Source organism: Clostridium thermosuccinogenes (genome assembly GCF_002896855.1).
Classification (GTDB): domain Bacteria; phylum Bacillota; class Clostridia; order Acetivibrionales; family DSM-5807; genus Pseudoclostridium; species Pseudoclostridium thermosuccinogenes.
Genome location: NZ_CP021850.1, coordinates 2,719,553 through 2,746,363, shown reverse-complemented (window position 1 = coordinate 2,746,363; position 26,811 = coordinate 2,719,553). Strand labels below are relative to the sequence as shown.

Genomic DNA, 26,811 nt, shown 5'->3' with positions numbered 1-26,811 from the left:
AAGCCTGTGAAGTAAGGCATTAGCTGGTATAAGTTTTATGAACGGGCTGAGCAAAGCCGGAGTCAAAAGTAAAGATAAAAAGTAATATAACAGTGTTCGTTAAGTTGAGCACTGTTATATATTTCAATAAGTGCAAAATAGTTATAACATGTGGAGATTGTTGTTAGGGTTGGAGAGGTCTCACATGATTAAAGCAAAATTATTCCATCAGGGAGCAATTTCAAAAACAGTTCCCTGGTTATAATCAGTCACATTAGCAGAGCCATAAACGCCCAAATATAGTCTGGTTTGGTTCATATTTGCCCCCAGGCTTACATAAAAAGCAGATTGATTTCCAAAATCATAATCGGTTTCAATAATACCAAAATCACTCAGTTTACAATCCGTTCTTACATTGGTGTAAGCTAAAACACCTCTTGCAGGAAGCTGAGAGCCTTGCCGGACAAAATCGGTAAATACAATGCTTTCCTTTAAATCGGGAATTTCATTTCCCAAATATGGCTGGACTCCTGTAAGGGCAGTTCCTTCAAACTTATCGGGTCTTGGATCTCTGTGATAATAACAGGTCAGAGGTGGAATACGCCGCACTGAAGTTTCAATTGCTTCATTATAATAAGCAATTGTCATTTCATCCAGAGCCGGATTTTCGGAGCACTCTCTTATAATCGAGGTGGGCAAATCGCCTTCCCATCCTCGCCAGCCCAGGTTGATAAATCCTTCCAAGTCAGGCGCAGTTCTCATCAAGGAGGCCTGAAGAAGGTAAGTTGCGGGAATTGGTTTATAATATGCGAAGGAGAAAATGGACTCTACCAGATCCTGACCTACATTTCCCACATATTTGATATAACGGTTATAGATTCTTTGATATGAAATACCGGTTATATTGCGTACCCCTTTGGCAATTACCGTCAGTGTATCCAGAATGGATGCTGGAAGCTCATCAAAACGTGTAACTACAGGTGGATTGTTGATAAATGTATTTTTGGACACATCAATTTCTATTATTTTACCGGCGATTTCCATATCATCCTGGCTTAAATTAAAGGGATCGTAGCCTGAGCCGCCATCTCCGGTGGTTAAAACAAGCCTTCCTGTTTCAGGTGAAAAGTTCAGGCTATTGACGCCATTATGATTAAAAAAAGGTCTTCTTAAATTAAGTAATGTCCGCCGCCTTTGTGGTTGACGATTCGGCTGCCAAACCCATTCTTCTACTGTATCAATATGATCATATTGAACTTCTCTGTTTAACCACTTCAGGTTTAAAGTTTCGGGATCACAAGGGTTGGGTTTAAAGGGTTCAGAAAGAGCCCCAGGACCTTGTGTTCCTGCCACCGAATAATGAATATAAAATAGGCCGTTGTAGTAAAATTCGGGATGAAATGCCAGCCCCAGCAACCCACGTTCATCATATCCGCCGCCAAAGGCACCCAGCTTTATGATTCGCGGGCGAATATCCAGAAAAGTTCTTATGCCTCCGTTTCCTATGTAAAAGATCTCTCCTGCCTGGGTTGCAATAAACAATCTTTCGATGGAATCCCCAGGAGGTATAGCCGTTTTTATGACAGTGGGTAAATTTATCTTGCGAACGATGGGTCGTAAGCTAACTTTTACTTTTTTCAATCAGCTTTGCACTCCTCCAAATTAATTTCTATATAAGAGTATGATTTGTAGAACCGTGTTAGTACCAAATTGGGATCGGGAATATGATTTTCACCAGGACACTGCCTGTTGCTCCGGCTGCAGTTTTAAATATCTCTTGGTGTGCCATACTGTTTACCGCACATTTATTCTCATTTACAAAGTCCTTGGGAGGCAATAATCTTCAGGATGCAATAATCCACTTTGTTGGCATTAAGCCAGTAACACTTCCTGATAATAAGCATAAGATAAACCGAGGCACGATTTATTGTGCATGTGAGTCTACATACACAGTTAGAGATGCTAAAGATGTATTACTTCCTATAGTGATGAGTATCCCGCTACTATTCATGCATGACAAGCACTAAAGCGAATGTATCAAGGCGCCCTCACTATATGGATGAAAGCATCGCATCATGCGGTGGTCGCATTTATTATGATGCCGAAACCGGCAACAATATCTAAATTAGGAGGAGAATTTAATGCTGACGAGGGAGGAGTATATACGGTTATCTTTGGAGCTTAACCTTTTCTTTGGCCGAATTGCAAAGGAGCATTCAATTTTTCTGGAAAGCAGTTTTACGGCAAAGGATGCAAGGCTGGCCGAAGAAGCTGAAAACTTCAAGAATCAATTTGAGATGCTGCTGGCTGAAGCCATATCCCTGGCAAATGGTGTCATAAGTCCTGAAGTAATCGCTTCGGGGGAATTGGTCACTCCTTTGACACTAAATGCCGAACGGGTCTCTCAGTATTATACCGGAATACAAATCAACTCCAATCTGACGCAAGCAGAGAATGCCCTGGCGGCAGGCAGCCCGGGGTTTATGCTAAGTCCGGCATTGGAGCAAAGAGTGTTTATGCTGAATCAGAAAGCAATGGGATTAACCTCTGCATTGGCACAGTTTAAATCAAGAATTCTGAACAGTGTAATTTCTTGCAGATTGTTCACCACAAATTATCCTCTTCTCATTGATCATATTTTAAGGGAAGCCAGATTCTATCTGGGAATGCTCACCAAACTGCAAAAACGTGAAGAAATCCTCACCAAAAGGGATTTGCTGGAGCAGGAAATCTTCTGGAACCGGATTATGGCAGAGCATTCAAAGTTCATTCGCGGCCTCCTTGATCCCACAGAAGTGCAATTGATCAGTACAGCAAACAACTTTGGCAATGAGTTTGATGAGTTAACCATGAAAGCCATTGCAGCCCATGATCAAGCGATGAGTTTAGCAGATATTACTGGTGAAAGCTTAAAGGCAACAAATGAATTGAGAGATTTTAAAGCATCGGGTACAAAAGGACTGCTTGATTGCTCGATAAAAGCAATTGCCTATCCGCTGCTGGGAGACCATGTACTGCGTGAAGCAAATCACTATATCAGAATTCTGAAATCAAGGGGGTATAATTACTCATTATAAATATTCACTAGGAAAGTGTCCTCTGAAAAGCCAAAGGAGAAATATTGAAAGGCCAGTGCTTACATCAGAATTAAATAGCATACGATAAATATACAGTGCTGGGTAATCAAGTTGAATGCTGAGAGGTGTATAAAAACATAGAGACTGGACCGCCCAAGAATTGGTCCGGACAAATGCCGTTATCGGACTCATTTCTTCCCTCCCACAGAAAAAGAGACCCATTCCTTAAAGGTGTGTCCGGCACTATCAAAGGGTCGGTCACAGTCTTTTATATGGACTTGCTTGGTTAGAGCAAAATATTTTATAAGTTTTATTGAGATTCGGAAGCGCTGCTTCCTTTTTGCATATTCTGGCATAAACAAGCCGGTGATATCGCAAAAAGCCTAGGGGTACAATCCTTCAATAAACCCATTCATCATAAATCAAATGCAATCCTCATAAGCTGCGCATAAGAGAGCAACAGGGAATTGACAAACCGTTTACGAAGCTCTCGGACAATCCTATTAAATATGTACTTGCGAAAACCTGATTATAATATTAAAATATGCTATGTCTGCTTTAATATTAAGATTGCTGCGCGTGTCAGGATGAATAAGAAAAACCTTTCTTTAAGCTTCTTGACCTATTATGCATCGGGAGAGGATAACTTAAATGAAGAAAATACTTATGAAGCACCAATTGTTGCGTACCCTTATTGAACTGCGCGGTAATCCCCGTGCTTGTGTTTTAACTGAGCCTATGTGGGGGCTTTCCATGAACCTGTGTCTGCCTTATGCAACGGTATATATGCTTACTTTCGGCATGAATGATGTACAGGTGGGGATTGTAACTTCCATTTATATGTTTTCCCAGATGATTTGTGCATTTTTATCGGGTGCTATTGTTGATAAAATGGGACGCAGAAAGAGCACTGCGATTTTTGATTTTCTGGCATGGAGCGTTCCTTGCCTGATATGGGCATTCAGCCAGGGCTTTTGGTTCTTTGTGGTAGCTGCGCTGCTTAACGGAATGATGAAGATAACTACGGTATCCTGGGATTGTCTGCTGGTAGAGGATGCTCCCAAGGATAAAATAACCCACATATATTCCTGGATCATAATTTCCGGAAATCTCTCCGCGCTGTTTGCGCCTATATCTTCAATCCTGGTGTCAAAGCTGACGCTGGCACCGGCTATACGGATACTTTATATCAATGCTTTCATTGTTATGACAGCAAAATTATTAATACTGTATAAGTTCTCAACGGAAACGGGTGTTGGGAAAATCCGGCGTGAGGAGTCCCGCAATATGTCATGGGGAGAGATGCTGGCTGGGTATAAAAGCGCATTGCGTAAAATAATTAACTCCCGCGGCACGATATTTGCTATAATCATCAGCATCTTAGTTGAGATTGTAGGTATGCTTGGAATGACCTTCTGGCAGATTATTGCGTCCCGCCGCATCGGTATACCGGATACGTTACTGCCTATTTTTCCAATGGCAAGAAGCATACTGGCAATTCTGCTTTTCTTCACAGTCGTATCCAGGATACGGCAGACGAGGCTGAAATGGCCCCTTTATGGAGGATTCATCAGCTCTATAATCGGTTGTATATTGCTGATTTCCATATCTGACGCCGGTGTATGGGGATATGTGATATTATCGGTTTCTCTGGTTTTTGAAGCGCTGGGAGGAGCCGTTTTAAACACCCTTAGAGAGTCTCTGGTCGCAATTCACGTGGACCCTGTGGAGCGTTCAGGGATAATGGCCTTGCTTCAGACTACAGTAATGCTGGTGAGTGTACCCTTTGGGTACATAGGAGGGCTATTGAGCGATATCTCGAGAGTATTGCCCTTTGTTCTCAGCATTGCATTGCTGCTGTTAGGTATCCTGGCAACGACCTTATTCTATCGCCGCACCTCAGGTACGTGAACCTTGCGATGGAACTGAAGTTATGGCTATCGCACAATATTATGCGAAGCAAGAAACTGCCATTGTTACAATCGAAGCATTGCCGTTTCTTTCCACTTGCAGTATTCCGGGATAGATTGAAATAGAATGTTCATATTATTGAGCATTAGAATTCTTTCCTTTGGATTTATGGTTACAACTAAATATTTAAGAAGCAACCTGATACTGCCAAATTGGGAACAGATGCATAAACATTTACATTTTACTGCATTACTCAAATCATTTCCATATGCGGTTTCCATTTTCCAAAGCGTTAAGTACTCAAAGAAAGCATATAAATTGCTTTTGTTTTGGCCACCGGCCGGCAACAGGGATTTTAAGCTGCTGTTATATGAGCATTTTCGGTAGTTTTGACGGCTCCAAAGAGATTATTGAAGTAAGAAATCTTTATCGTCTTTATCAATAGTAAATGTTTTTTTATCAATAGAAATATGACCCAATATTTACTGCTATGTTCAAATTTGGCTTGATAAATTTTTAACTATATTGTAAAATATAATTGTTAATAAAATAACAAAGCATACAAAGCAAGACGCAGCAAATAAAGGAGGAATGGACGATGAAACTTAACGGAAAAGTCGCAGTAGTTACTGGTGCAAGTGCTGGAATGGGTAAAGATATCGCTTACTACTATGCAAAAGAAGGTGCAAAAGTATTGGCGGTGGCAAGACGTGCCGATAGGTTGAACAGTTTGGCAGAAAGTGCTAAAGAGCTTGCCGGAGAAATAGTACCCTTTGTTGCCGATATGGCGGATAAGAATCAGGTTAAAGCTATGATTGATGAAGCTGTAAATAGATTTGGCACCTTGGATATTCTTGTTAACAATGCAGGGATAATGGATGATTTCAGCCCTGCTGGTGATGCAGACGAGGAAATGTGGGAAAATGTCATAAATGTCAACTTAAATGCTCCTTTTTATGCGACCAAAAAGGCATTGGAGCATTTTCTGAAAAAGGGAAGCGGTATTATCATTAATGTGGCTTCGATAGGTGGCCTTTGCGGTTCCAGGGCCGGGGCAGCATATACTGCCTCAAAGCATGGGTTGGTTGGGTTGACTAAAAATACAGCCTCCATGTATGCCAATAAAAATATCCGATGCAACGCAATCTGCCCGGGTGGGGTTGAAACAGAGATAGCAACAGGAGCTTACATGAGAAACATAAACCATGCCGGAATGGAGATTGCAGTAAAAGGCCCGTCCGTCCGTATGGGGAAGGGTCATGAAATTGCCACAGTTGCGGTATTTCTAGCAAGTGAGGATTCCACTTATATAAACGGGCAGTGCATAGCTGTTGATGGTGGCCTTACTGCACACTAAAACCTGTATCTTTTTGCTATGCCGTATCGAGGTGATGGATACGGCTTTTTATATTGGGTTGAAAAGGTGAAAACTTGTAAACCACTGTACTCATAAAGCTGTTACCGCCTCGGAATGAAATTTTTACCAGGTGTACGGCTTTTTGTTTTGCAAAAAAATTATTGACAAACGATAATTTGCGGAATATAATGGAATAGAAATTATCGTAAAACAATAATTTTAAGGAGTCATTATGAAGCATAAAAAACTTTGTGTATTTCTTGCATGTGAAGCTGTACTTTGCATATTGCTGCACTCTGCCCGTGAGATTCTGCCCAGAGCCTTTACCGCTGTAATGGCATTTCCCTTTGAGCAGATCGGACTGGGATTGCGAGCACTATCATTATCGGGAGATACAGGCAATATAATATCCATTGTTTTGTATACTACTCTGTGTCTCATACCGGTGGGTATACTGTACTCATTAAAAAGAGTGCGCCGGCTGTACCCTGAGGATGCACTGCTGGCAGTACTGAGCATAGTACTTTTTGCGGTTGTTTATATGATGATAAATCCAGGCTTGCTCGGCCCGTATTTTGGCGATGCCGCCGGTCAGAGCGTTACCAAGGCAGTACTGGGGGGCATGGTATACTCTGTATTGATCGGATATGCCGTTTTGCGTATACTGAGACTCTTTTTTCATGCTGATACCGGAAGACTGCAAAAATACCTGGAAATACTGCTATGTGCACTGAATGCACTGTTTGTATATCTTGCCTTCGGAGCTTATTTCAGCAGCCTTATGGATTCCTTTGATGCGCTTCGTTCCAGAAACACAGGAAATGAGCAAAGCTTGGGAATGAGCTATTTATTTCTCGTGCTGCAATATGTCGTCAACGCACTGCCTTATATATTGGACGTGTTGGTGGTATTTGCTGCTTTGGAGCTGCTAGATGAACTGAGTGCCGATCGCTACTCAGAAGCAGCCGTCAACGCTTCAGAAAAGCTCTCCCGCTTATGCGGAATGGCGCTGGCAGTAATCGTGATTTCCAATATAGGCTTCAACCTTTTGCAGCTGGTTTTCATCAAAATGCTGGCAGTGATGAACGGCTCTGTTCAGATACCCCTTATTTCAGTTGCCTTTACATTGGCTGTGCTTTTGCTGGCGCAGTACATCAAAGAAAACAAGCAGCTTAAGGATGATAACGACATGTTCATATGAGGAGGTCTCGTATATGGCTATAAGGGTCCACCTTGAAGAAGTCCTCAAGGCACGGGGAATGACCTCCAAAGAGCTGTGCGCCAAAATAGGCATCACCGAGGCCAACCTGTCCATTCTACGAAGCGGTAAAGCGAAAGGCGTTCGGTTTAGTACGATAAACAAGATTTGCTACTATCTTGACTGTGATGTGGGAGATATTTTGAAATTCGATGGTAATCTGGAGGATGAGGATGATGAGTAAAAAAATGCTTGCGGCGTGTTTAGCTGCTGCTGTACTGTTTGCCTTGACCGGCTGCCGGCTTGCCCGGGAGGATGCCGGAGAGAACAAAAACGCCGACAGGCTTATCGGTGTTTTTGTTACCCAAAAATATCTCGACCTGTTTGATATGGAGGGATATGTTAAAGATAATATGAGTAAAATGTTCGACAAAGGCGAAATCATCATTGACGGAAGCATCAGCCGATATCAAGGCCGCCTTTATGCCACACTGGCAACACTGACCCATACCAATGAAGAGACTGGAGAAACCTTTGATACAAAAGAATTTGTCTTTGAAGGTGTTGAAGGAATTCCATATTTTTCGGCAAATATCCCGGCTACTGAGAATAAGCATGACATTACCACAACAGGCTCCGATGAAGCGATCAGCGATGGAAAATCAGGCCTTCATTATAGCGACGATGAAGAGAGGATAACATTGGAAGGTACGATTTATATATCTCTCGGCCGTTCCAGCAGCACCTTTTATATCAATCCCATTTACCAGGAGGCCAATGGCAGTATTTATGCCGTTTCCGGGAACGGTATTTCGATAAGCGGTGAGCAAAATGAAGATTATGTCTTCTCCCGAATCCTTGAGGAAACCAAGACTGTTACCACGAACGGAAAAAGCAAGAAGACGAATACTTTGATCAAAATCACACTGGCTGTGATGTTTCCTCCGGAACGGATAGTCATAATACAAATGGATAAGGACAGCACTGTCCTTTCACGGGCCGAGTATACTCCCGGGGAGCTGCCGGATACTCTTATACCGGAAGAGAATACTGAGTTTATCATTGTCGAAACTCACAAGCGTAACCCGGAGGGTGATTCTATTATATCCCGCTCATTGTACGATAAAAGCAGCGAAAACATAGAAACCTTTTATTGCCGGGATGACGGCATTTGCGTAAAGCAGTGGACACAGGTTGATTGGAAAAAGAGTGAATCTCCATTCCATCAATCGGGGAGTCCGGATTCCCTGTGATGGACGGCTTGGCCATATCAGGACAAAGAAGGCTTAAAGATGAAATTGTTCGTGTTCTCATGCAAATGCTATTTATCGGCAACAGAATATTATGGATATGATGCTGCAAATATTAAGCATATGTCTTGAAGCATATGTTGTGCAGACATACATCCCTTGTATGGAGCAACCCTATGATAAAATAGATAAGGATAAATGCTCACAAAGGTTTAAAAATGCTGCAATGGTTTTAGCTAAAAGCATATATACGAAAGAGTGAAGTGGGGAGAAAAAAGATGGTAATAGGCGTAATATCCGATACCCATGGCAGGATGACGGAAAAGGCATTGGAGCTGCTTAAAGGGAGCGACATCATTGTCCATGCGGGCGATATAGGCAGACAGGATATTTTGGATGCCTTGAAGGAAATTGCTCCTGTTTATGCAGTAAGGGGCAATAACGACAGAGATGCCTGGGCTCGGAGCCTCCCGTTGACCCAGGCGGTAGAGGCGGGAGGCAAGCTGATCTATGTTATACATGATATAAGTATGATGGATTTGGATGCCAAGGCAGCTGGTATTGACATTGTGATATATGGACATTCCCATAAACCAAAGAAAGAAGAGAAAAATGGAATATTGTATTTTAATCCCGGAAGTGCAGGACCAAAACGTTTCAATTTGCCTATCTGCCTTGGAAGAATAGAGATAAAATACGGCAGCATAGATGCGGGTTGGATAGATTTAGGGGATAAGTAAATGTGATATTTGATGAAATTGTATAAACTTAATAAAATTTATCAAAATACCTTGACAAAATAAAACAACTCTTTATAATAATTACTAGCACTCAGTAATTATGAGTGCTAACAAAGCGTTTTAATATTCCTTTTATTTTATGATATTTTATTTATAGCGTTAATTCGTTATTGATATTATATCTAAGACTAGAAGGAAATTTAAAGCGCTTTTTTGCTTACTTGAATCCAAGCCCAATTTATACTGGAAATCTTAATTACTGGTGAAAGTATAAAGGGGTGAAACGCTGATGACAAATAATTTGAGGCATAGTTTGCTGATTTTGGCGATATTTCTAAAGGGAACTTTCAGTTAGGTTTACTATAATCCTATTCTTTCACAATAAAATGTCTGAAATATATTTTAATTTGGTGTGCTGGCTAATTTAAGATAGCATTGTGGTAAGTTTAGAGATACGGACGGCGTAATCTAAAATTTCAAATTTTATTTAGTCCAACGCTGGCTAATATGGTAAGCCGTATTTCTCTATTATCTATTTTTAAGATGCGGCAGCCATATTATCGGAGGGAAGGATAAGGCGAATTACCTCAATGCAGGGATTTGTTTGGTCCTTTATCAGGATTATAATTCGCTCATTTTTATATAACAAATTTCATCGATAGCCACCTTATAATGCAATTAATTTAATTTTTGCTATCGATATAATGAGCCAAGTATAAGAACGAAAATTCTTTAATTACTTACTTGGTGAATTTCATCGATTGCCGCCTTTTATATAAACGAATTAATTTTTGCTGTCGATATAATCTCGATAATTTTAATTTTGCGAGTTTCATCGATAGCTACCTATAGAAAAAATAATATAGTTTTACTATTGATAATATTAAGCCAGGTATGAAGCAAAATTCATTAATTTTATCACTTGGCAAATTTCACTGGTAGCTGCCTGTTTATAAATGATCAGATTTTTGCTACCTAATGATTCAATAATTTAAAAAAGTGAATTTTATCAATGACCATCTTGATCTACTAAAAGCTAATAATCGGTTATCATTTCTGTCTCTAAATCGAAACTATGCTATCAAAAATGCAAGCACAGTAAATTAATTTATATATCTTAAAAATACATCATTTAAAAATTCAAAAATATACAATTAGGAGGAGTGCACATGAAGGCATTATTCTTGGCAGGTGGGTTTGGTACCCGTTTAAAGCCAATAACAAACGACTTACCCAAGCCGATGGTGCCGATAATGGGTAAGCCTCTGTTGGAAAGAAATATTGAAAATTTGAAGAAGCATGGTGTTGATGAAGTTGTCTTAAGCACATGCTACAAATCTCACAAAATCGAAAAGTACTTTGAGGACGGGAGAAAGCTGGGAATAGGAATCAGCTATATCTCCGAGGATGTGCCTTTGGGTACTGCAGGAGCAATTAAAAATGCCCAAAGCTTTTTCGATGATACCTTTCTGGTGTTCAATGCTGATATATTAAGTGATATCGATATTTCTGAAATGATACGTTTTCATAAGGAAAAAGGAGCTCTGGCAACCATTGCAGTAACACAGGTGGAAAATCCGTCAGCTTACGGGGTGATTGAGCATGATGAAAATGGCTTCATTACTACTTTTAAGGAAAAACCTCAACCCCACGAAAGCAGCTCCAATCTGATCAATGCCGGGGTATATATATTTGAGCCGGAGCTTTTGGAGGAAATTCCTTCCGGCAGGGCAGTGTCCATTGAGCGGGAGATATTTCCCATGCTCCTTCAAAAGGGATTTAAGCTGGCGGCATATAACCGCTGCTCCTATTGGCTTGACCTTGGTACACCTGGAAAATATCTCAAGGCTCACAAGGACATCCTTGGGGGAACTTTGAAAATTGGCAGTCATGACTTTAATAAAAATCCGCAGTGTATAAGCAATACAGCAAAGATAAGCCATGGAGCAAGAATAGCTGGGCCTGTATATATAGGGGACAATGTTGAAATAGGGGCCTTTGCTGTAGTTGGTCCCTATACCGTACTGTGCCATAACTCTTCTGTAGGAATGGGAGCAAAGGTAATCGGAAGCGTGGTTTGGGACAATGTTAATGTTGGAAGCGGCGCATCGTTGATAAACTCAGTGGTCATGTCCAACTGCAGGGTTGATAGAAACAGCGAAAAGTACAATGCCATTTTGACTGATAAATTCAGTCATCCTATAGCGGTATAGAAAAAAGCTTAAGTGGCAATAGGGGACATTGACGATGTCCCTTTGCAATCAGATAGGAGGTTTTGAGATGGTTTCAAATAGAATACGCAATGTGGCATTTTTGAGCACTTACCCTCCCAGGGAATGCGGCCTGGCAACCTTTACCCAGGATTTAGCAAGGGAGCTTGACAAGGTCGAGCTTTTGAGCAATCCGAAGGTTGTTGCTGTGAGCAATAATGATTACAGCTACAGCGACAGGGTTGTCATGGAGCTTTGGCAGCATGACAGGGAGAGCTATATAAACACAGCAAAAGCTATCAATAATTCCACAATAGAACTGCTTGTGATAGAACACGAATATGGCATTTTTGGGGGAGAAGCAGGGGAGTACATCCTTGATCTTGTTGACAGGCTGCAAATACCTATTGTCACAACGCTACATACTGTGCTCCCTGATCCGTCGGAAAAACAGAAGGAGATATTGAGACTGCTGGGCAAAAAAAGCGCAAAGATTGTAACTATGGCAAAAAACACCAGGCCCATCCTGGAAAGCGTCTATGATATTGCTACTTCAAAGATAGAAGTGATACACCATGGCGTACCTGACAGAATCCTGGAATCAAGGGAGAAGCTGAAAGAAAAATATGGTCTTTCAGGCCGCAGGGTTGTCAGCACCTTTGGACTCATAAGTCCGGGAAAAGGACTGGAGTATGGAATTGAAGCTATTGCGAAGGTGGCAAGGAAGCATAAGGATATTGTCTATCTGATACTAGGCCAGACTCATCCCTGCGTTAAAAAGGAATCGGGAGAAGCATACAGGGAGAAGCTGGTGGAAATGGTAGACAAGCTTGGTATCAGAGAACATGTTAGGTTCGTGGACAAATATCTTACCAAGGATGAAATCATACGCTACCTCCAGCTGTCGGACATATACATGACACCGTACCTTGGAAAAGATCAGGCTGTTAGCGGAACTCTAGCTTATGCCGTCGGATATGGAAGGGTTATCGTATCCACTCCATACAGCTATGCGAAAGAAATGCTGGCAGACGGCAGAGGTCTTTTGGCAGATTTCAGAGATGCGGATTCGCTGGCAAATCGCATCATGTATGTGCTGGATAACCCCGAAGCCAAGAAGGAAATGGAAAGAAAAACTTTGAGTGTTGGCAGGACGATGATGTGGAGAAATATTGCAAATCATTATACCAAGCTATTTATAGACACCCTTGAAGAGCTGAAGTTTTCAGACAGCATGGTGGTATGATGGAGGGGCTCTGTTCCATGGATGTTTTAAAGGATGACCACATCTTCCGGATGACGGATGATACCGGAATGCTGCAGCACTCAAAATATTCTTTGCCGGACCCTAAGCATGGCTATACCACCGATGACAATGCCAGGGCATTGATTATGGCAATAATGCTGTATGAGAGATATAAAAAGAAGAAATATATGGATCTTATATACCGGTATTCTTCCTTCATTTTAAATGCTCAAAATGAAAAAGGCAAATTCAGAAACTTTATGGGATATGACAGGAAATGGCTCGAAGAGGAAGGATCGGAAGACTGCTTCGGAAGGTGCCTGTGGGCGCTGGGTTTTGCTGTTTCCAATGAACATACGCCTCAGGGAGTTAAACACAGCCTTTTGCATATTTTAAAGAATGCCATGCCCCATGCAACCTCCCTAAATTCACCGAGGGCAAAAGCATACTCCGCCATAGGTCTTTCTTACCTTGAAGGCGAAGAGGCAAGAAATCTCGTTTTTGATTTATCCCGGTCCCTCTGCCGCCATTATGAGGAGTCCAGGGATGGAGAGTGGAAATGGTTTGAGGATATAGTGGCATATTGCAACAGCGTCATTCCCTGGTCCCTTATAGCTGCATATCAGGTCACCGGAGAAAAGAAATTCCTGGATGTGGCGGAGGAAAGCCTGGAGTTTCTTGAAAGAGTAACCTTCAAGGACGGATACTTCAAGCCGGTGGGATGCAATGGGTGGCTTTTGAAGGGCGAGCGTCCGGCTGAGTTCGATGAACAGCCGGTGGAAGCCTGTGAATCAGTACTGACCTATCTGGAAGCCTATAAGGCGACAGGTAAAAGGAAATACCTGCAAAAGGCAAAAAGGTGCCATGAATGGTATGAGGGTGCCAACACTAAGGGAATCAGCCTTGTTGACAGGGAAACCGGAGGCTGCTTTGATGGACTTACCTATGATGGAGTGAATCTGAACAAGGGAGCTGAAAGCCTCATTTCATATGTAATATCGTATTTGAAAATATCTGAAGCCAATGAATAATCCAGAAAAGCTGGTGCCAAAATGGCAGTGGAAAAAGAAAAATATTTTGGCAAAGGGGAGCGATTGAAGCTGAAAACCTTTGCATAGCCATAAAAAGAAGTGTTGAGAATTTGAATAAAATCAAGGACAAAGGATGAAATGGGGGGGATCAATCTATGATTACTTTGTTAAAAGCTATGGAAAGGAAGGAATGCGCAAAAAAGGTCAGAAAGCAAGGTTACGTTCCTTGCAGTATTTATGGACCAGGAGTTGAACACAATCTTGAAATTCAAATCGAAGAGAAGGAAGTGAACAAGTTCCTGAAAAGCCATTCCATAGGCTCCAAAACCAAGGTGAAAATTAATGACAGCGAGCTGCCCTGCGTCATAAAGAGCATAGACCGGGATTCGATAAACAAAAGGCCTATTCATATTGAATTTTATGCTTCCTCCGAAGACAAGCTTGTAAAAGTAAAAGTGCCTCTTAAGTTTAAAGGAAAGGAACTGCTCTTGAAAAATAACCTGGTTTTGAACATCAACAGGAATGAAGTAGAGATCCAGGGTATATTGAAAGATCTGCCTGAATTTATAGAGGTAGATGTTTCGTCGATGGAAGACGGCAGCACAATTGCAATGGGGGATATTGCTCTGCCGGAAGGCATCAGGCTCCTGTCCAGGAAGGATGAAATAGTGGTTCAGGCTGCTGTGGCTGCCCATGAATCGGAGGATGAAATTGCCTGATTTATATAATCGACGGAATGGCTTGTTTGAAATGATTGCACAATTACAAGCAAACTCTTTAATATAAACAAAATAAGCGAAATATTGTGTGCCTTGACTCCTTTCGAAAATAGCAATCATTTATTCTGATCAATAAACTAACCCAAAACAAAATAGCTGCTCTTGATGAGCAGCTATTTTTATATACTGTTCATTCCTTTGGAGGAGGATTTTCTAGTGCATTCCATAGTAAGATGATGTTCTTCCATCATAGTTATGGGTGTGCCGATCTGCTATCCCGGTCGTTCCTCTGTACCCATGGTAGTGCATGCTGCCAATATATATGGCCGGTCCGGTGGCAGACCGGTAGGCATGAGTGTGGCCGTCATCAAAAGAGGTATATCCGGCCATATAATGAATATGTCCCGGAACATCAGGACTGATGCTTGTCATTCCCATATAATAATGCCTATGGCCATTATTATATGAAGTATAACCTGAAAAGGAATGTGAATGCATAAATAACACCTCCGTACATAATAATGTTATGTAAACAGATGCAATTTTGTGAATGTTATTAGCTGCTATACATATATAACATCATACTTAAAAAATATCCGGAGCCGACGAATAAGCCGGGGAATATTGGTGCAAAATTAGCAATGGAGAAGAAGGAAAATTTGGACAGCGGAATTGCTTAAGCTGAAAACCTTCGCATGCCGCAAAAGCGGCATTTGAAATGTGGATTAAGAATAAGGACAAAGGATAAAACAGGAGGGATTGATTTATGATTACTTCGCTAAAAGCTATGGAAAGGACGGATTGCGCAAAAAGAATCAGAAAACAGGGTTATGTTCCCTGCAGCATCTATGGACCAGGAGTTGAACGCAATATCGATATCCAGATCGAAGAGAAGGAACTGAACAGGTTCTTGAAAGACCATTTCATAGGTTCCAAAACCAAGGTGAAAATTAATGACAGCGAGCTGTCCTGTGTCATAAAGAACATAGAGAGGGATCCGATAATTAAAAATCCTATTCATATTGAGTTTTATGCTTCTTCCGAGGACAGGCTTGTGAAAGTAAAAGTGCCTCTTAAGTTTAAAGGAAAGGAGTATCTCTTGAAAAATAACCTGGTTTTAAATATCAACAGGAATGAAATAGTGATCCAGGGTATATTGAAAGATTTGCCCGAATATATAGAGGTGGATGTTTCATTAATGAAAGAAGGTAGTACTCTCGTAATGGGAGACATTGTCCTGCCCGAAGGCATAAAGCTCCTGTCCAGACAGAATGAAGTAGTGGTTCAGGTTGCACAGGCTGTCCATGAATCGGAAGCTGAAATTGCCGGTTAAGCGGCTGAGAACGCTTTACAGCCATTTTTCTGAAGGACTGGCGATGACAGTAAGGAGTTAAACTCATAAAGAAACCTTGAAAAGTGTGTATAACTGAATAATGGCGCAGCCTGGGCGGAAAAAAATTAATTCAAAGAGGAAGAAGTACATTGAAATATTGATGCAAAAGTGTATAATCTAATTATAAATTTATAATGCATGACTCCGGTGTGAGTATGGGAAAGGAAGTATAATACATGGCCGCAATAGACAATGTACTGCTGAAGCTGCGAGAAATCAAAGAAAGCCTTACTCCTGCGGAAAGAAAGGTGGCGGAGTATGTACTGGCTTTTCCGGAGGACGTTCCTCGCTATTCAGTCAGCAAGCTGGCTATGAAAAGCAAAACCAGTGATGCTTCCGTGGTGCGCCTATGCAAAACCTTGGGCTTTGAAGGTTACAGGCAATTTGTGGTGAGCATATCTGCCGAGATTGCCTCCAGAGCGCAGGACAGCGGAAAAGAGTATACCGATATTCAGCCCGGGGATGATCTTGATACGATTATTAAGAACATTTCATTGAATAATTGCAGATCTATAGAAGATACTCTGATGGTTATAGAAAGAGATTCTGTAGAGAAAGCAGTGGAGCTTCTCAGAAAGGCGCATAGAATTATGTTTTACGGCATAGGTGCTTCGGGGCTTGTATGCCAGGATGCACAGCAGAAGTTCATGAGGATCAACAAAATATGCCATGCATATACCGACGGACATTCCCAGTTGACTTCAGCGAGCATGCTTACCAGTGATGATGTAGCTGTGATGATATCCAACACAGGAACTACAGTTGAAATTGTGGATACACTGAATACGGTTAAGGAAACCGATGCTTCGGTTATTTCAATAACCCGCTATGGAAAGAACATTTTATCTGCCAATGCAGATGTCGCATTGTTTTTTACCTCACCGGAAATTACCATAAGAAGCGGTGCTATGGGTTCAAGAATTGCAATGCTCACCATAATTGACATTCTTTTCGCCGGGGTTGCCAGCATGGAGTATAAGAACATTAAAAAGTATCTGGACAAGACTCACAATGTGCTGCTGGATAAACATGTGAAATAAAAGTGATTCTTAAAAACACATCGGAAATATTAATTCAAAAGACTGATATATTCAAGAAAGATGGGAATTCCATCTTTCTTTTTAGTTGCTTTTTGAAACATTATGTCGATTTTGCATTTCATTAAGAAAAAAAATTTCAAAAATTAGCTTGACATCACTGCAGAATATTATATAATGATACTGGAAAGAGAATTTTAGTGATTAACATTCTAAACCATCACAGGTTCTTACATTGCATCGTTCTGCTTCAAATTATGATTCAAACTGCATGCAGGATCTGTATGGATTTAGGAAAATGTCTGCCAATTGTATTGCTGTCAGACCCATACGCTGAAGGCTTGATGTCATTCAGCGCGGCTCCTTGGCTATGTGAGTCGGAGTGAGGTTTACAAAAAGAATAAAAACATTAATAGTACACATAATATTTATTGCTGTTTTAAAGACTTGATCAGTAAAAGAATTAGAAAAACATTGGGGGTCTGATCTTGGATAATTACCTGCACAAATTAACTACCGAAGAAGTAAACCAGCAAACACTAAATATCGATGAATGCAACACTCAGGAAATTTTGCTTCTAATTAATGAACAGGATTCAATTGTTCCGTCTGCTGTCAGACGTGAGATACCCAATATTGCCCGTGCTGTAGACATAATATATGAGTCCCTTAAAAACGGAGGGAGAATGTTTTATGTCGGAGCAGGCACATCGGGAAGGCTCGGGGTGCTTGATGCCTCTGAATGTCCTCCGACTTACAGCACTGACCCAGAAATGGTTCAAGGAATCATTGCTGGAGGTGATGTGGCACTGCGAACTGCAGTAGAGGGAGCTGAGGATGATGAAGCGGCAGGTGCGGAACTAATTGATCAGTACCAGATCACCAACAAGGATGTTATTGTTGGTATTACTGCAAGTGGTGGAGCACCCTTTGTTCTCTCTGCAGTAAATGCAGCAAAAAAGATAGGTGCTTCGACTGTCGGGGTTACCAACAATGGCGAGTCAAAGCTTTCAAAGATTTGTGATGTATGCATAGCACCCATCGTAGGCCCCGAGGTGATAATAGGCTCTACCAGGATGAAGGCAGGTACCGCCCAGAAGCTTGTCTTAAATATGTTGACCACCAGTGTGATGATTAAGCTGGGCAAGGTATATGGCAATCTGATGGTGGATTTGAAGCCTACCAACCAAAAGCTGCGGGATCGTGCAAGGAGGATAATCTGCCATGCGACCGGGGTTGATTATGAGACTGCCGCGGAGTATCTCCAAAAGGCGGAGGACAACACAAAACTGGCAATTCTGATGATAAAAACCGGAGTTCAGCTTGATGAAGGAAAGCAAATACTGCAAGAGCAAGGTGGTCGTCTAAAGGATGCCATCGCTGCGATAAAAATGACGAAGTGTTTGTGAAAACGTGAAATCAAGCAGGGGTGTTAACTTTCAGACAAGTCTTTTGCATGGTTGACTTAAATTTCAACCATGCATCCTGTTTGGAACCTGGTGCGTTTCAACATTTTTCAACATGATTGGCTCTAGAACGCTTTTTGCCCTGCAGGGCAATGCGAAATAAAGATCAATACATGGAGGTAACAAATCATGAGGAGAATCCCACGTATTTTATCAATGCTTCTAGCGGCGATAATGGTTTTTATGGTGTTCACCGGCTGCTCAAAAGAGAAAGATTCAAGTACGGCTTCGGACACCTCTACTACTAGTGCCGCACCATCTACATCTGACACTGAATCTACCAAATCTGACGCAACAACTACTGAATCCGATGCACCCGATACTATTACAGCTTTGGTACCACCTATCACACCAAATTTCCAAAACGAAATTCCCAATTTCGTAGCTTCTTTCCAGAAAAAATACCCAAATCTTACCCTTACCGTTGAGCCTGCAAGCTGGGAAGACATGTCACAAAAATTGGACATACAGGTTAATGCAGGATCACCCCCGGATATTGCGTTCCTGGGACAGGCAAACGGTGCTATCTCAAAGTACTTGTCCACTGAGATGCTGCTGGATATTTCCAAGGCAGTTACACAGGAAATACTCGATGATTATGATCCTAAAACTCTGGAGTATATGAAGAATGGCGACGGCCTTTATGGATTGCCTTTCTATATGGGCGTGCATTCCATCGGAGGTAACAGAGAGTTCCTTGAAGAAGCCGGAATAGACTGGAGAAGCGTACAGAAAAACGGCTGGACATTTGATGAATTCAGGGAAATGGTTAAAAAGGGTGTGAAAAAAGAGGGGGACACCATCAAGCGTTATGGTTTTGTATACGCTTGCTCCGGTGTAACGGCAATGGATTTTCTTGAAATGCTTGCCATGAATGCAGGAATGCCTGCTCCTTTTGACAAGGATTTAAAATATGCTTATACCGATCCTAACTTCCTTGAAGTCCTCAAATTTGTAAGGGCATTGATTGACGATGGTTCCATGCCTAAGGAATCCAATACGATTGATGCCGGCAAGCGTTGGAATATGATGCTTACAGGACAGACCATGATTACAGGAAAAGGTATGCCGATATTTGAAAATTCAGCCAAAGCCAATAATGAAAAGCTGGATGCAAATGACCCAAGTGCGGTAAAAGACAGTATCCATGTTGACTACATAGTGCTTCCTGCACCAACTCTGGGTGATAATCCGCAGGTTGCCGGCGGAGGTGTTGACGGATATCTGACCTTCCGGCAGGGTAGGGAAGTAGACGAAGAACACGTCAAAAATGTTGTCAAAGCTGCATATCACCTTTCTTCGGGTGAAGTGGCAGCCATGGCTATAAATGAGCTGTTCCTGGCCCAGATTACTAAATCAGGAAGGGAAGCTTCCAAGAACATAAAGGTTGACATCGATCCGGATAACCTTGCCATGACTGAAAAGCTCACCTCAATAGTATTTGAACCTCGTCCGGATATCTCTGCAGAACTCGGAGCAAAAGCAACAAAAATCCGTGAGGAAGTTATAAAGCCTAAGTTCCAGGCGTTGCTTGCCAACGAGATCACACCTGAGCAGATGTATGATGAAGTCAAAAAGGCTGCTATTGCCGAATTTGGTGAAGATGGTGTGAGATAATTCAATTTACGAACGGTAAAAGCAGATTATATCCAGCCCAGTCAGGGACGGGCTGGATATAATCTTATCAAAAACTTTTACCTGAAAAGATATATTTTAAGCAGGAAGAAATATATTTTACCAAGGCTGCATTCTAGCGATTAAGAACACAGCAGGGCGTAAGCTGTCTGATTTAGACTAAAGGACAGCAGGTAGAAAGGTAGACGAAGCAGAAAGACTGCGGTTTTAGTCACAGAAAAGTATGCTATAGAGGTTAAGGAGGGCTTATGAAAGTGCAAGTCGGTGCAAAAACTGCAAAAAAAAGAAAGCGATTTCGTATGAATGATGACTATAAATGGGGTTATATATTTATCAGCGTGGCTATGGCGGTTTTTTTGGTTTTTACCGTATACCCGCTGATCAGTGCCTTTTTGATAAGCTTTCAAAAATTCAAACCGTTGGGTTCGGAATGGGTTGGGCTTGAGAATTATAAGGCTCTGCTAAAGGATGAACTTTTTTTTAAATCGATTGTAAATACAACTATTTATACCATCGGGGCAGTGCCGGTGAATCTGTTTATCTCCTTTGGCATAGCGCTCCTGATGTTTCCATTGTCAAAAAAGCTTCAGACCATGTTTAAGGCAATTTACTACCTTCCCTCAGTGGCATCGGGTGTTACCATGTCCTTGGTGTGGCTTTGGATTTTTGATCCTCTGCCGGCAGGTCTTCTCAACAGGTTGGTGGCGCTATTCGGTATACCAAACCAGAACTGGCTTGGTTCCACTAAAACCGCAATGCTCTCGCTGCTTCTGATGACATGGCTGGGAAACCATGGCAAGAGCATCATTATATATGTGGCAGCCCTGGGCGGCATACCGGACAGCTTGTTTGAGGTTGCGGACATTGAAGGCGCATCCTTTCTTAAAAAAGTGCGCTATATCATATTTCCGCTGCTGAAGCCCACCACGCTTTTCCTGACTGTCACCGGTGTAATCGGTTCCTTCCAGGTATTTATGAACGCATATCTGATGACATCAGGAGGACCTAATAATGCTACCACCATGATCGGGCTTCTCATTTTCAGGAACGCCTTTACGTACTTCAATTTTGGTGTTGCGTCGGCACAGGCACTGGTATTGACATTGATTATCGTTGTTATATCGGTACTTCAATTCAAATATTTTGGCGAAGATGTGGAGTATTGACAGGGTAAGGGGGAGATAGACATGGCAATAAAAACATACAGTAAAAACAAGTTTACCAGTGTGCTCAGAAAAACTGCTACCATAGTATTTTTGCTTTTGTTTGCAGTGGCAACGCTTTTTCCGATATACTTTATGATAATATCATCCTTTGGGCCTCCATTGGAGGCGGCGGCTGTAAGCTATGACCTGATTCCACGAAGCTTTACCCTGGAATCCTATAAGTTTTTCTTCGACTTCAGTGAGTATTCATACCGCTGGCTGTTGAATTCTCTGTTTGTTTCAACGACAATCATGCTTTCGAATGTAATTTTTGCAGGAATGGCAGGATATGCTTTTGCAAAAGTGAAATTCCCGGGAAGAAATGCTTTCTTCTGGATGCTGCTTTGCACCATGATGGTACCTTATCAGGTGGTACAGGTGCCTCTCTATGTGCTGGTGGTAAACGTGCTGAAAATGCAGGATACTTATAGGGCGTTGATTTTGCCTGGCCTCTGCGGGGTATACAACATATTTCTCATGAAGCAGTTTTTGTCCTCTCTGCCGTATGAGATTATAGAATCGGCTAAAATTGAAGGCTGCAGCCAGGGACGTATATTTTTCAAAATCATAGCTCCCCTATCCAAGACTGTGCTTGCCGTTATGGCCATACTCACCTTTATGGATAACTGGAACAGTTACTTCTGGCCTTTTCTCATAACAAAATCGATGAAAATGCAGACCATACAGGTAGGATTGTCCAACTTCCGTTTTGCCAATACAACATATTTTGCTCCTATGATGGCAGGGGCCACAGTCGCAGCCCTTCCGATGTTTGTACTGTTCTTTTCCCTCCAGAAATATTTCCTGGAAGGTGTTACGGTGGGAGCGGTTAAAGGCTGATGCACAGGTTGATGGAAATTGCCAAAAAAGAAGTCCGTCGGGTTGTAGGACTGATGTCCGGTACATCTGTCGATGGTATTGACGCAGCCCTCGTGGAGATAACAGGTACCGGTGAAGATTTGAAGGCAAATCTTGTCGCCTTCGAGAATATGCCATACCCTGAAGATATCCGGTTTAAGATTTTTGAGCTTTTCGAGCCTCATAAATCCACGGTGGATAAAATCGGATATATGAATTTTCTTCTGGGAGAATTGTTTGCAGAAGCAGCATTGGCAGTGATAAGGAAAGCAGGGCTGTCTCCGAAGGATATCGATATCATAGGCTCCCATGGACAGACCATTTATCACTCACCCCAGGTGGACTCGCAGGATGGGTATGATATACGGTATACCGTGCAAATCGGAGAAGGAGCGGTAATAGCCAACCGGACGGGCATAGTATGCGTATCCGACTTCAGGGTTGCCGATATGGCGGCAGGAGGGCAGGGTGCGCCTCTTGTGCCGTATACGGAGTTTATACTGTATCGAAGCAAGGACAAGAATATACTGTTGCAAAATATAGGGGGAATAGGCAATATCACTGTAATTCCGGCAGGATGTGCTCCAGACCGGGTGTACGCTTTTGATACCGGCCCTGGGAATATGGTAATTGACGGGATGGTGAGCAGGATTACCGGTGGCATAAAGAAGATGGATGAGGGAGGAGTCATCGCCAGGTCGGGCAAGATAAATGAAAAACTTCTGAATATGTTGACAGATGATCCCTATTTTTCCCAACCTCCGCCTAAATCCACAGGGAGGGAGTACTTCGGTGGAGATTATGTAAATCGGATATTTGAATACATGAGAAGCAGCGGAATATCTGATGAAGATGGAGTTGCAACAGTTACTTATTTGACCGCATGGTCCATAGCGGACGCATACCGCAGGTTTGTTAAGGATAATTGTGCTGCCGACAGGTTGATAATCGGTGGGGGAGGAAGCTATAATCCGGTACTGGTGGATTTTATCCGCAGGGAGATGGCTCAGTACGGGATAGAAACCCTTACCCAGGAGGATATAGGCTTCAGCAGCGATGCAAAGGAAGCGGTGGCTTTCGCCATCCTTGCCGACCGGACAGTGCATGGTGAGGCCAACAACCTGCCCGGTGTAACAGGAGCAAGACAGCCGGTGGTAATGGGAAAAATATCGTTATGATTAAGTTTCTGTAATGCCAATAATATTTAAGAATCGAAGGCAGGGATGATTATGACATTAAGGCAAAAAATAGGACAGTTGATCTTTACAGGCTTCCAGGCTGGAAAGATTGACGAAGATTTTATGCGGCTTGTTGAAGAATATAAGGTCGGTAATGTGATCCTGTTTTCTCGAAATATAGAAAATGCACATCAGGTGAGGACTCTTAATATTGAACTGCAAAAGCTGATAAGGGAGCAAACAGGATATCCCGCCTTTATTTCCATAGATCAAGAGGGTGGAATGGTTACCCGGCTTACGCAGGACTGCACAAATATGCCCGGTGCAATGGCTGTTGCCGCAACAGGCAATCCGGATAATGCACGCATTATAGGAGAAATAACAGGGCGGGAGCTGCACGCATTGGGAATAAATGTGAATCTGGCGCCTGTGATGGACGTAAACAGCAATCCGTCCAATCCCGTCATCGGAGTGCGTTCCTATGGTGATACTCCTGATGCTGTATCTTCTTATGGCATTGAGATGATGAGGGGATTGAATAGCAGCGGTGTTATGCCGGTGCTGAAGCATTTCCCCGGTCATGGTGACACGTCTGTGGACTCACATCTGGATTTGCCCGTAATTGATAAACCGCTTTGCGAGTTGGAGGGAACTGACCTGATGCCGTTCAAGAATGCTGTAGACTGCGGAGCGGAAGCTGTGATGACCTCTCACATCCTGTTTCCCCAGATAGAGAAGGAAAATTATCCCGCAACTATGTCAAGAACGATAATAACTGGGCTGCTTAAAGGTCATATGGGATTTAAAGGTCTGGTTATGACCGATTGCCTGGAAATGGATGCGATAAAAAAATACTATGGTACTGCTAAAGGTGCATTGGAGGCTATAAAAGCCGGAGTGGACATGGTGTTTATATCCCATACCGCAGGTTTGGTCAGAGAAGCGGTAGAGCTAATTGAAAATGCCGTCATGTCCGGGGAGTTGCCTTTAGACAGGCTGGATGAAGCGGTGGACAAGGTTCTCAAATTCAAATCGAGGTATGCCGATTATGACATAAACAGTACGGATTTTTCTGTGGTGGGCTGCCAGGCTCATCGTACCCAGGCTTTGCGCATAAGCAGTGAAAGCATTACACTGGTACGGGATAACCGGGGGCAGTTGCCGGTGAAGAGCGAGAACATCATTTCCATTGGATTTCCTGCAAAACCTACAACAAATGCTATGAACCCCGTGAGCAATGTATTTAGTTTCCCGGCTTTCATGGCAGAATGGCTTGGAGGGGAGTCCCTGCTGATAAGCACTGTGCCTCAGGAGAAGGATATGGAGCATGTGCTTGAAGCTGCAAAGGGAAAGGATGCTGTGCTGTTTGGCACTTATAACGGGCGTCTGCATAAAGGACAGATTGAGATTCTCAACAGGCTTTGCATGGAGCATGACAATGTCATAGCGGTTGCTCTTGGAAATCCGTATGATATATCGGAAATAGATCAAAAGGCGGCGGCAATTGCAACATATGAGTATACGCCCCTTTCGCTGGAAACTCTGGCAAAAGTAATAAGGGGAGAAATAACCCCGACAGGGAAGATTAGTGTGAGAATTTAGAATAAAAAGGTCTAGAATGTAGGTGATATAGAATACTTAAAACATAAAGATGTTGAAGATGTACAGATGCAGAAAATATTGCGATACTGAAGATAAAGATATTGAAAGTAGAAGATATCGAAAGTAAGAAAAAAATTAGAAGCAAGCATATTGAAAATGAAAGATACTGAAGCAAAAGATGCTGAAAGTAGGAATACTGAAAATAAAAGATACTAAAAGAACAGATGTTAAATTAAAGATGTTGGAAGTATAAGATAATAAGCGGAGAAGACGCTGGAAGTAAAAATGTACTGAGAGCAAGATGTTAAAAGTAAGGATACTGAAAGCAAAGGTACTGAAAGTAAAGTTGCAGAAAGTAAAAATTTAGAAGTTAATTGATGTTGAAAATGAAAAATACTAAAAGCATGAAGATATCGAAGGCATAAAGGTATTGAAAGCTTAAAGATAGTGAGGAATAAAATATCTAATATAAATTATTGAGGGGTTGAAGGATGGACGGATATGTTTTGGGCATAGACGGAGGCGGCACAAAAACTACCGTATGCGCTGCGAATTTACAAGGAAATATTCTGACGGTATTTAAAACCGGCGCAATTAACATAAATGGGGAATCTGCAGAAAATGTGAGAAAAAATCTGCATGGGATTTTTTCTGAAGCTTCCCTTAAAGTTGGAGCGCTTTCTTTCATAAAGAGTGTTTGCATCGGTGCGGCAGGCATAAGCAATGCTGATGCCCGGCTTTTTTTGGAGAATACCGTGAGAGAGACAGGATATGCAGGTAAGCTCATTATTGCAGGCGATCACCAAACGGCACTTTACGGAGCGTTGGGAAGTCCTGAAGGGATCATACTTATTGCCGGAACCGGTTCCATATGCTACGGCAGGAATAATTCCGGGAAGGAGCATCGCACGGGAGGATACGGATATCTGATTGATGATGAAGGCAGTGGATATGCTATAGGCCGCGATATTCTAAAAGCCATGGTTCGATCCCATGACGGGCGGGAAGATAAAACCATCCTGACCTCTATGGTGTTTGAGCAGTTGGGTGTGTCTACCATAGAAGAAGTTATTGGTTTTTTATATCATAAGAACACAAACAAACGTGATGTTGCTGCTCTTGCCCCTATTCTGACAAGGGCACTTGCGGAGGGAGACGAAGCTGCGCAGAAAATAGCATTAAAATGCTGTGATGAACTGGTAAAGCTTGTGTCTCCTGTTGTTGAAAGGCTGGGACTGGAAGACTGTTCTCTGGCAATGGCAGGCAGCATTTTGCAGAAGGATGAATTTATTGGCAAGGGATTTATTGATGCCATTCAGCAGAAGCATCCCAGGGTGGTATGCGTCACTCCTAAAAATGATGCAGCTTACGGGGCCGTACTCATGGCGTTAAGGAATGGGTTATGATGACGGGCTTGATATGTCCATCCTTTTAGTTCATTAAGAATTCTGATAATATTATAAGTGATAAGTTCACACGAAAATAGTAATGATGTTTTCATTATTGATTGCGTTATGCAAGCATGAGGGGTTGTTACGAAGTCAGAGCTGTTTCTATTATGAGATACATATACATGACTGTGAACAAATATCAAAATGCTGTATATCTTAAGCAAATCATCTTATATGGCAAAACTAACAAAAATACTTGTTTTGCCGAACCTATTCTTATTTGTATATAGCAAGAGATGGTGCTTGCCATATGAACCAAGCTTTTTTC

22 protein-coding genes are annotated in these 26,811 nt (G+C 42.1%); 20 read left to right on the top strand and 2 right to left on the bottom strand.

Translation table 11 applies throughout. From position 1 onward, the window contains the following. Window positions 1-207 precede the first annotated feature (207 nt). Window positions 208-1,620, bottom strand: a complete 1,413-nt coding sequence (locus tag CDO33_RS11950) for a PQQ-dependent sugar dehydrogenase (RefSeq protein WP_103081804.1) — start codon at window positions 1,618-1,620, stop codon at window positions 208-210. A gap of 500 nt (window positions 1,621-2,120) precedes the next feature. On the opposite strand from CDO33_RS11950, the gene CDO33_RS11940 reads away from it, so the two are divergent. The 11 genes from CDO33_RS11940 (at window position 2,121) to CDO33_RS11880 (ending at window position 14,718) form a co-directional block, all read left to right on the top strand. Continuing rightward, a complete protein-coding gene (locus CDO33_RS11940; RefSeq protein WP_103081802.1) occupies window positions 2,121-3,056 on the top strand; it encodes a DUF2935 domain-containing protein in 936 nt (311 codons plus the stop codon). Between the two features lie 651 nt (window positions 3,057-3,707). Continuing rightward, on the top strand, window positions 3,708-4,967 hold the full coding sequence (locus CDO33_RS11930) for an MFS transporter (protein WP_103081800.1): 1,260 nt from the start codon (window positions 3,708-3,710) through the stop codon (window positions 4,965-4,967). A 598-nt stretch (window positions 4,968-5,565) separates the two neighbouring features. After that, a complete protein-coding gene (locus CDO33_RS11920; protein ID WP_103081798.1) occupies window positions 5,566-6,324 on the top strand; it encodes a glucose 1-dehydrogenase in 759 nt (252 codons plus the stop codon). 232 nt (window positions 6,325-6,556) lie between these two features. Next, window positions 6,557-7,525, top strand: a complete 969-nt coding sequence (locus CDO33_RS11915; protein ID WP_103081797.1) for a hypothetical protein — start codon at window positions 6,557-6,559, stop codon at window positions 7,523-7,525. 13 nt (window positions 7,526-7,538) lie between these two features. Beyond that, the gene (locus tag CDO33_RS11910; protein WP_103081796.1) at window positions 7,539-7,766 is read left to right on the top strand and encodes a helix-turn-helix domain-containing protein; all 228 of its coding nucleotides are present in this window, start codon (window positions 7,539-7,541) and stop codon (window positions 7,764-7,766) included. Next, entirely contained in the window at window positions 7,756-8,775 is a 1,020-nt protein-coding gene (locus CDO33_RS11905; protein ID WP_103081795.1) for a hypothetical protein, read from the top strand. Before CDO33_RS11910 ends, CDO33_RS11905 begins: the two co-directional genes overlap by 11 nt. A gap of 260 nt (window positions 8,776-9,035) precedes the next feature. Further along, window positions 9,036-9,512, top strand: a complete 477-nt coding sequence (locus tag CDO33_RS11900; RefSeq protein ID WP_242974809.1) for a metallophosphoesterase family protein — start codon at window positions 9,036-9,038, stop codon at window positions 9,510-9,512. Window positions 9,513-10,681: 1,169 nt separating this feature from the next. Then, window positions 10,682-11,725 carry a nucleotidyltransferase family protein gene (locus CDO33_RS11895; RefSeq protein ID WP_103081793.1) on the top strand — a complete coding sequence of 348 codons (1,044 nt, stop codon included), beginning with the start codon at window positions 10,682-10,684 and terminating at the stop codon, window positions 11,723-11,725. Between the two features lie 67 nt (window positions 11,726-11,792). Then, window positions 11,793-12,968, top strand: coding sequence for a glycosyltransferase family 4 protein (locus CDO33_RS11890; protein ID WP_103081792.1), 1,176 nt, complete (start codon window positions 11,793-11,795; stop codon window positions 12,966-12,968). A 17-nt stretch (window positions 12,969-12,985) separates the two neighbouring features. Then, the gene (locus CDO33_RS11885) at window positions 12,986-13,999 is read left to right on the top strand and encodes an AGE family epimerase/isomerase (protein ID WP_103081791.1); all 1,014 of its coding nucleotides are present in this window, start codon (window positions 12,986-12,988) and stop codon (window positions 13,997-13,999) included. Between the two features lie 155 nt (window positions 14,000-14,154). After that, window positions 14,155-14,718 carry a 50S ribosomal protein L25 gene (locus CDO33_RS11880; RefSeq protein ID WP_103081790.1) on the top strand — a complete coding sequence of 188 codons (564 nt, stop codon included), beginning with the start codon at window positions 14,155-14,157 and terminating at the stop codon, window positions 14,716-14,718. Window positions 14,719-14,931: 213 nt separating this feature from the next. Here the strand turns inward: CDO33_RS11880 and CDO33_RS11875 are convergent, their stop codons facing one another. Beyond that, a complete protein-coding gene (locus CDO33_RS11875) occupies window positions 14,932-15,261 on the bottom strand; it encodes a YmaF family protein (protein WP_274540091.1) in 330 nt (109 codons plus the stop codon). A gap of 223 nt (window positions 15,262-15,484) precedes the next feature. Between CDO33_RS11875 and CDO33_RS11870 the strand changes: the two genes are divergently transcribed. The 9 genes from CDO33_RS11870 (at window position 15,485) to CDO33_RS11830 (ending at window position 26,498) form a co-directional block, all read left to right on the top strand. Then, the gene (locus CDO33_RS11870) at window positions 15,485-16,051 is read left to right on the top strand and encodes a 50S ribosomal protein L25 (RefSeq protein WP_103081788.1); all 567 of its coding nucleotides are present in this window, start codon (window positions 15,485-15,487) and stop codon (window positions 16,049-16,051) included. Between the two features lie 236 nt (window positions 16,052-16,287). Further along, the gene (locus CDO33_RS11865) at window positions 16,288-17,151 is read left to right on the top strand and encodes a MurR/RpiR family transcriptional regulator (RefSeq protein ID WP_103081787.1); all 864 of its coding nucleotides are present in this window, start codon (window positions 16,288-16,290) and stop codon (window positions 17,149-17,151) included. Between the two features lie 485 nt (window positions 17,152-17,636). Further along, a complete protein-coding gene (gene murQ / locus CDO33_RS11860) occupies window positions 17,637-18,557 on the top strand; it encodes an N-acetylmuramic acid 6-phosphate etherase (RefSeq protein WP_103081786.1) in 921 nt (306 codons plus the stop codon). A 186-nt stretch (window positions 18,558-18,743) separates the two neighbouring features. Beyond that, on the top strand, window positions 18,744-20,231 hold the full coding sequence (locus tag CDO33_RS11855; RefSeq protein ID WP_103081785.1) for an ABC transporter substrate-binding protein: 1,488 nt from the start codon (window positions 18,744-18,746) through the stop codon (window positions 20,229-20,231). Window positions 20,232-20,497: 266 nt separating this feature from the next. Continuing rightward, complete coding sequence (locus CDO33_RS11850) at window positions 20,498-21,415, top strand: carbohydrate ABC transporter permease (RefSeq protein ID WP_103081784.1); 918 nt, start codon at window positions 20,498-20,500, stop codon at window positions 21,413-21,415. Between the two features lie 21 nt (window positions 21,416-21,436). Beyond that, window positions 21,437-22,294 (top strand): carbohydrate ABC transporter permease, encoded by an 858-nt coding sequence (locus tag CDO33_RS11845; RefSeq protein WP_103081783.1) that lies wholly within the window; start codon window positions 21,437-21,439, stop codon window positions 22,292-22,294. Then, the gene (locus CDO33_RS11840; protein ID WP_103081782.1) at window positions 22,294-23,490 is read left to right on the top strand and encodes an anhydro-N-acetylmuramic acid kinase; all 1,197 of its coding nucleotides are present in this window, start codon (window positions 22,294-22,296) and stop codon (window positions 23,488-23,490) included. Before CDO33_RS11845 ends, CDO33_RS11840 begins: the two co-directional genes overlap by 1 nt. 51 nt (window positions 23,491-23,541) lie before the next feature. Continuing rightward, window positions 23,542-25,092, top strand: coding sequence for a glycoside hydrolase family 3 protein (locus CDO33_RS11835; RefSeq protein ID WP_242973904.1), 1,551 nt, complete (start codon window positions 23,542-23,544; stop codon window positions 25,090-25,092). A gap of 491 nt (window positions 25,093-25,583) precedes the next feature. Then, on the top strand, window positions 25,584-26,498 hold the full coding sequence (locus tag CDO33_RS11830; protein ID WP_103081780.1) for an N-acetylglucosamine kinase: 915 nt from the start codon (window positions 25,584-25,586) through the stop codon (window positions 26,496-26,498). Window positions 26,499-26,811: the final 313 nt, after the last annotated feature.

Bases quoted from the DNA above. Each gene is read 5' to 3' on its own strand.
- CDO33_RS11870 (WP_103081788.1), top strand. From the start codon at position 15,485: ATGATTACTTCGCTAAAAGCTATGGAAAGGACGGATTGCGCAAAAAGA.
- CDO33_RS11835 (WP_242973904.1), top strand. From the start codon at position 23,542: ATGACATTAAGGCAAAAAATAGGACAGTTGATCTTTACAGGCTTCCAG.
- CDO33_RS11905 (WP_103081795.1), top strand. From the start codon at position 7,756: ATGATGAGTAAAAAAATGCTTGCGGCGTGTTTAGCTGCTGCTGTACTG.
- CDO33_RS11855 (WP_103081785.1), top strand. From the start codon at position 18,744: ATGAGGAGAATCCCACGTATTTTATCAATGCTTCTAGCGGCGATAATG.
- CDO33_RS11865 (WP_103081787.1), top strand. From the start codon at position 16,288: ATGGCCGCAATAGACAATGTACTGCTGAAGCTGCGAGAAATCAAAGAA.
- CDO33_RS11830 (WP_103081780.1), top strand. From the start codon at position 25,584: ATGGACGGATATGTTTTGGGCATAGACGGAGGCGGCACAAAAACTACC.
- CDO33_RS11930 (WP_103081800.1), top strand. From the start codon at position 3,708: ATGAAGAAAATACTTATGAAGCACCAATTGTTGCGTACCCTTATTGAA.
- CDO33_RS11895 (WP_103081793.1), top strand. From the start codon at position 10,682: ATGAAGGCATTATTCTTGGCAGGTGGGTTTGGTACCCGTTTAAAGCCA.
- CDO33_RS11910 (WP_103081796.1), top strand. From the start codon at position 7,539: ATGGCTATAAGGGTCCACCTTGAAGAAGTCCTCAAGGCACGGGGAATG.
- CDO33_RS11850 (WP_103081784.1), top strand. From the start codon at position 20,498: ATGAAAGTGCAAGTCGGTGCAAAAACTGCAAAAAAAAGAAAGCGATTT.
- CDO33_RS11915 (WP_103081797.1), top strand. From the start codon at position 6,557: ATGAAGCATAAAAAACTTTGTGTATTTCTTGCATGTGAAGCTGTACTT.
- CDO33_RS11920 (WP_103081798.1), top strand. From the start codon at position 5,566: ATGAAACTTAACGGAAAAGTCGCAGTAGTTACTGGTGCAAGTGCTGGA.
- CDO33_RS11845 (WP_103081783.1), top strand. From the start codon at position 21,437: ATGGCAATAAAAACATACAGTAAAAACAAGTTTACCAGTGTGCTCAGA.
- CDO33_RS11885 (WP_103081791.1), top strand. From the start codon at position 12,986: ATGGATGTTTTAAAGGATGACCACATCTTCCGGATGACGGATGATACC.
- CDO33_RS11890 (WP_103081792.1), top strand. From the start codon at position 11,793: ATGGTTTCAAATAGAATACGCAATGTGGCATTTTTGAGCACTTACCCT.
- CDO33_RS11840 (WP_103081782.1), top strand. From the start codon at position 22,294: ATGCACAGGTTGATGGAAATTGCCAAAAAAGAAGTCCGTCGGGTTGTA.
- CDO33_RS11940 (WP_103081802.1), top strand. From the start codon at position 2,121: ATGCTGACGAGGGAGGAGTATATACGGTTATCTTTGGAGCTTAACCTT.
- CDO33_RS11880 (WP_103081790.1), top strand. From the start codon at position 14,155: ATGATTACTTTGTTAAAAGCTATGGAAAGGAAGGAATGCGCAAAAAAG.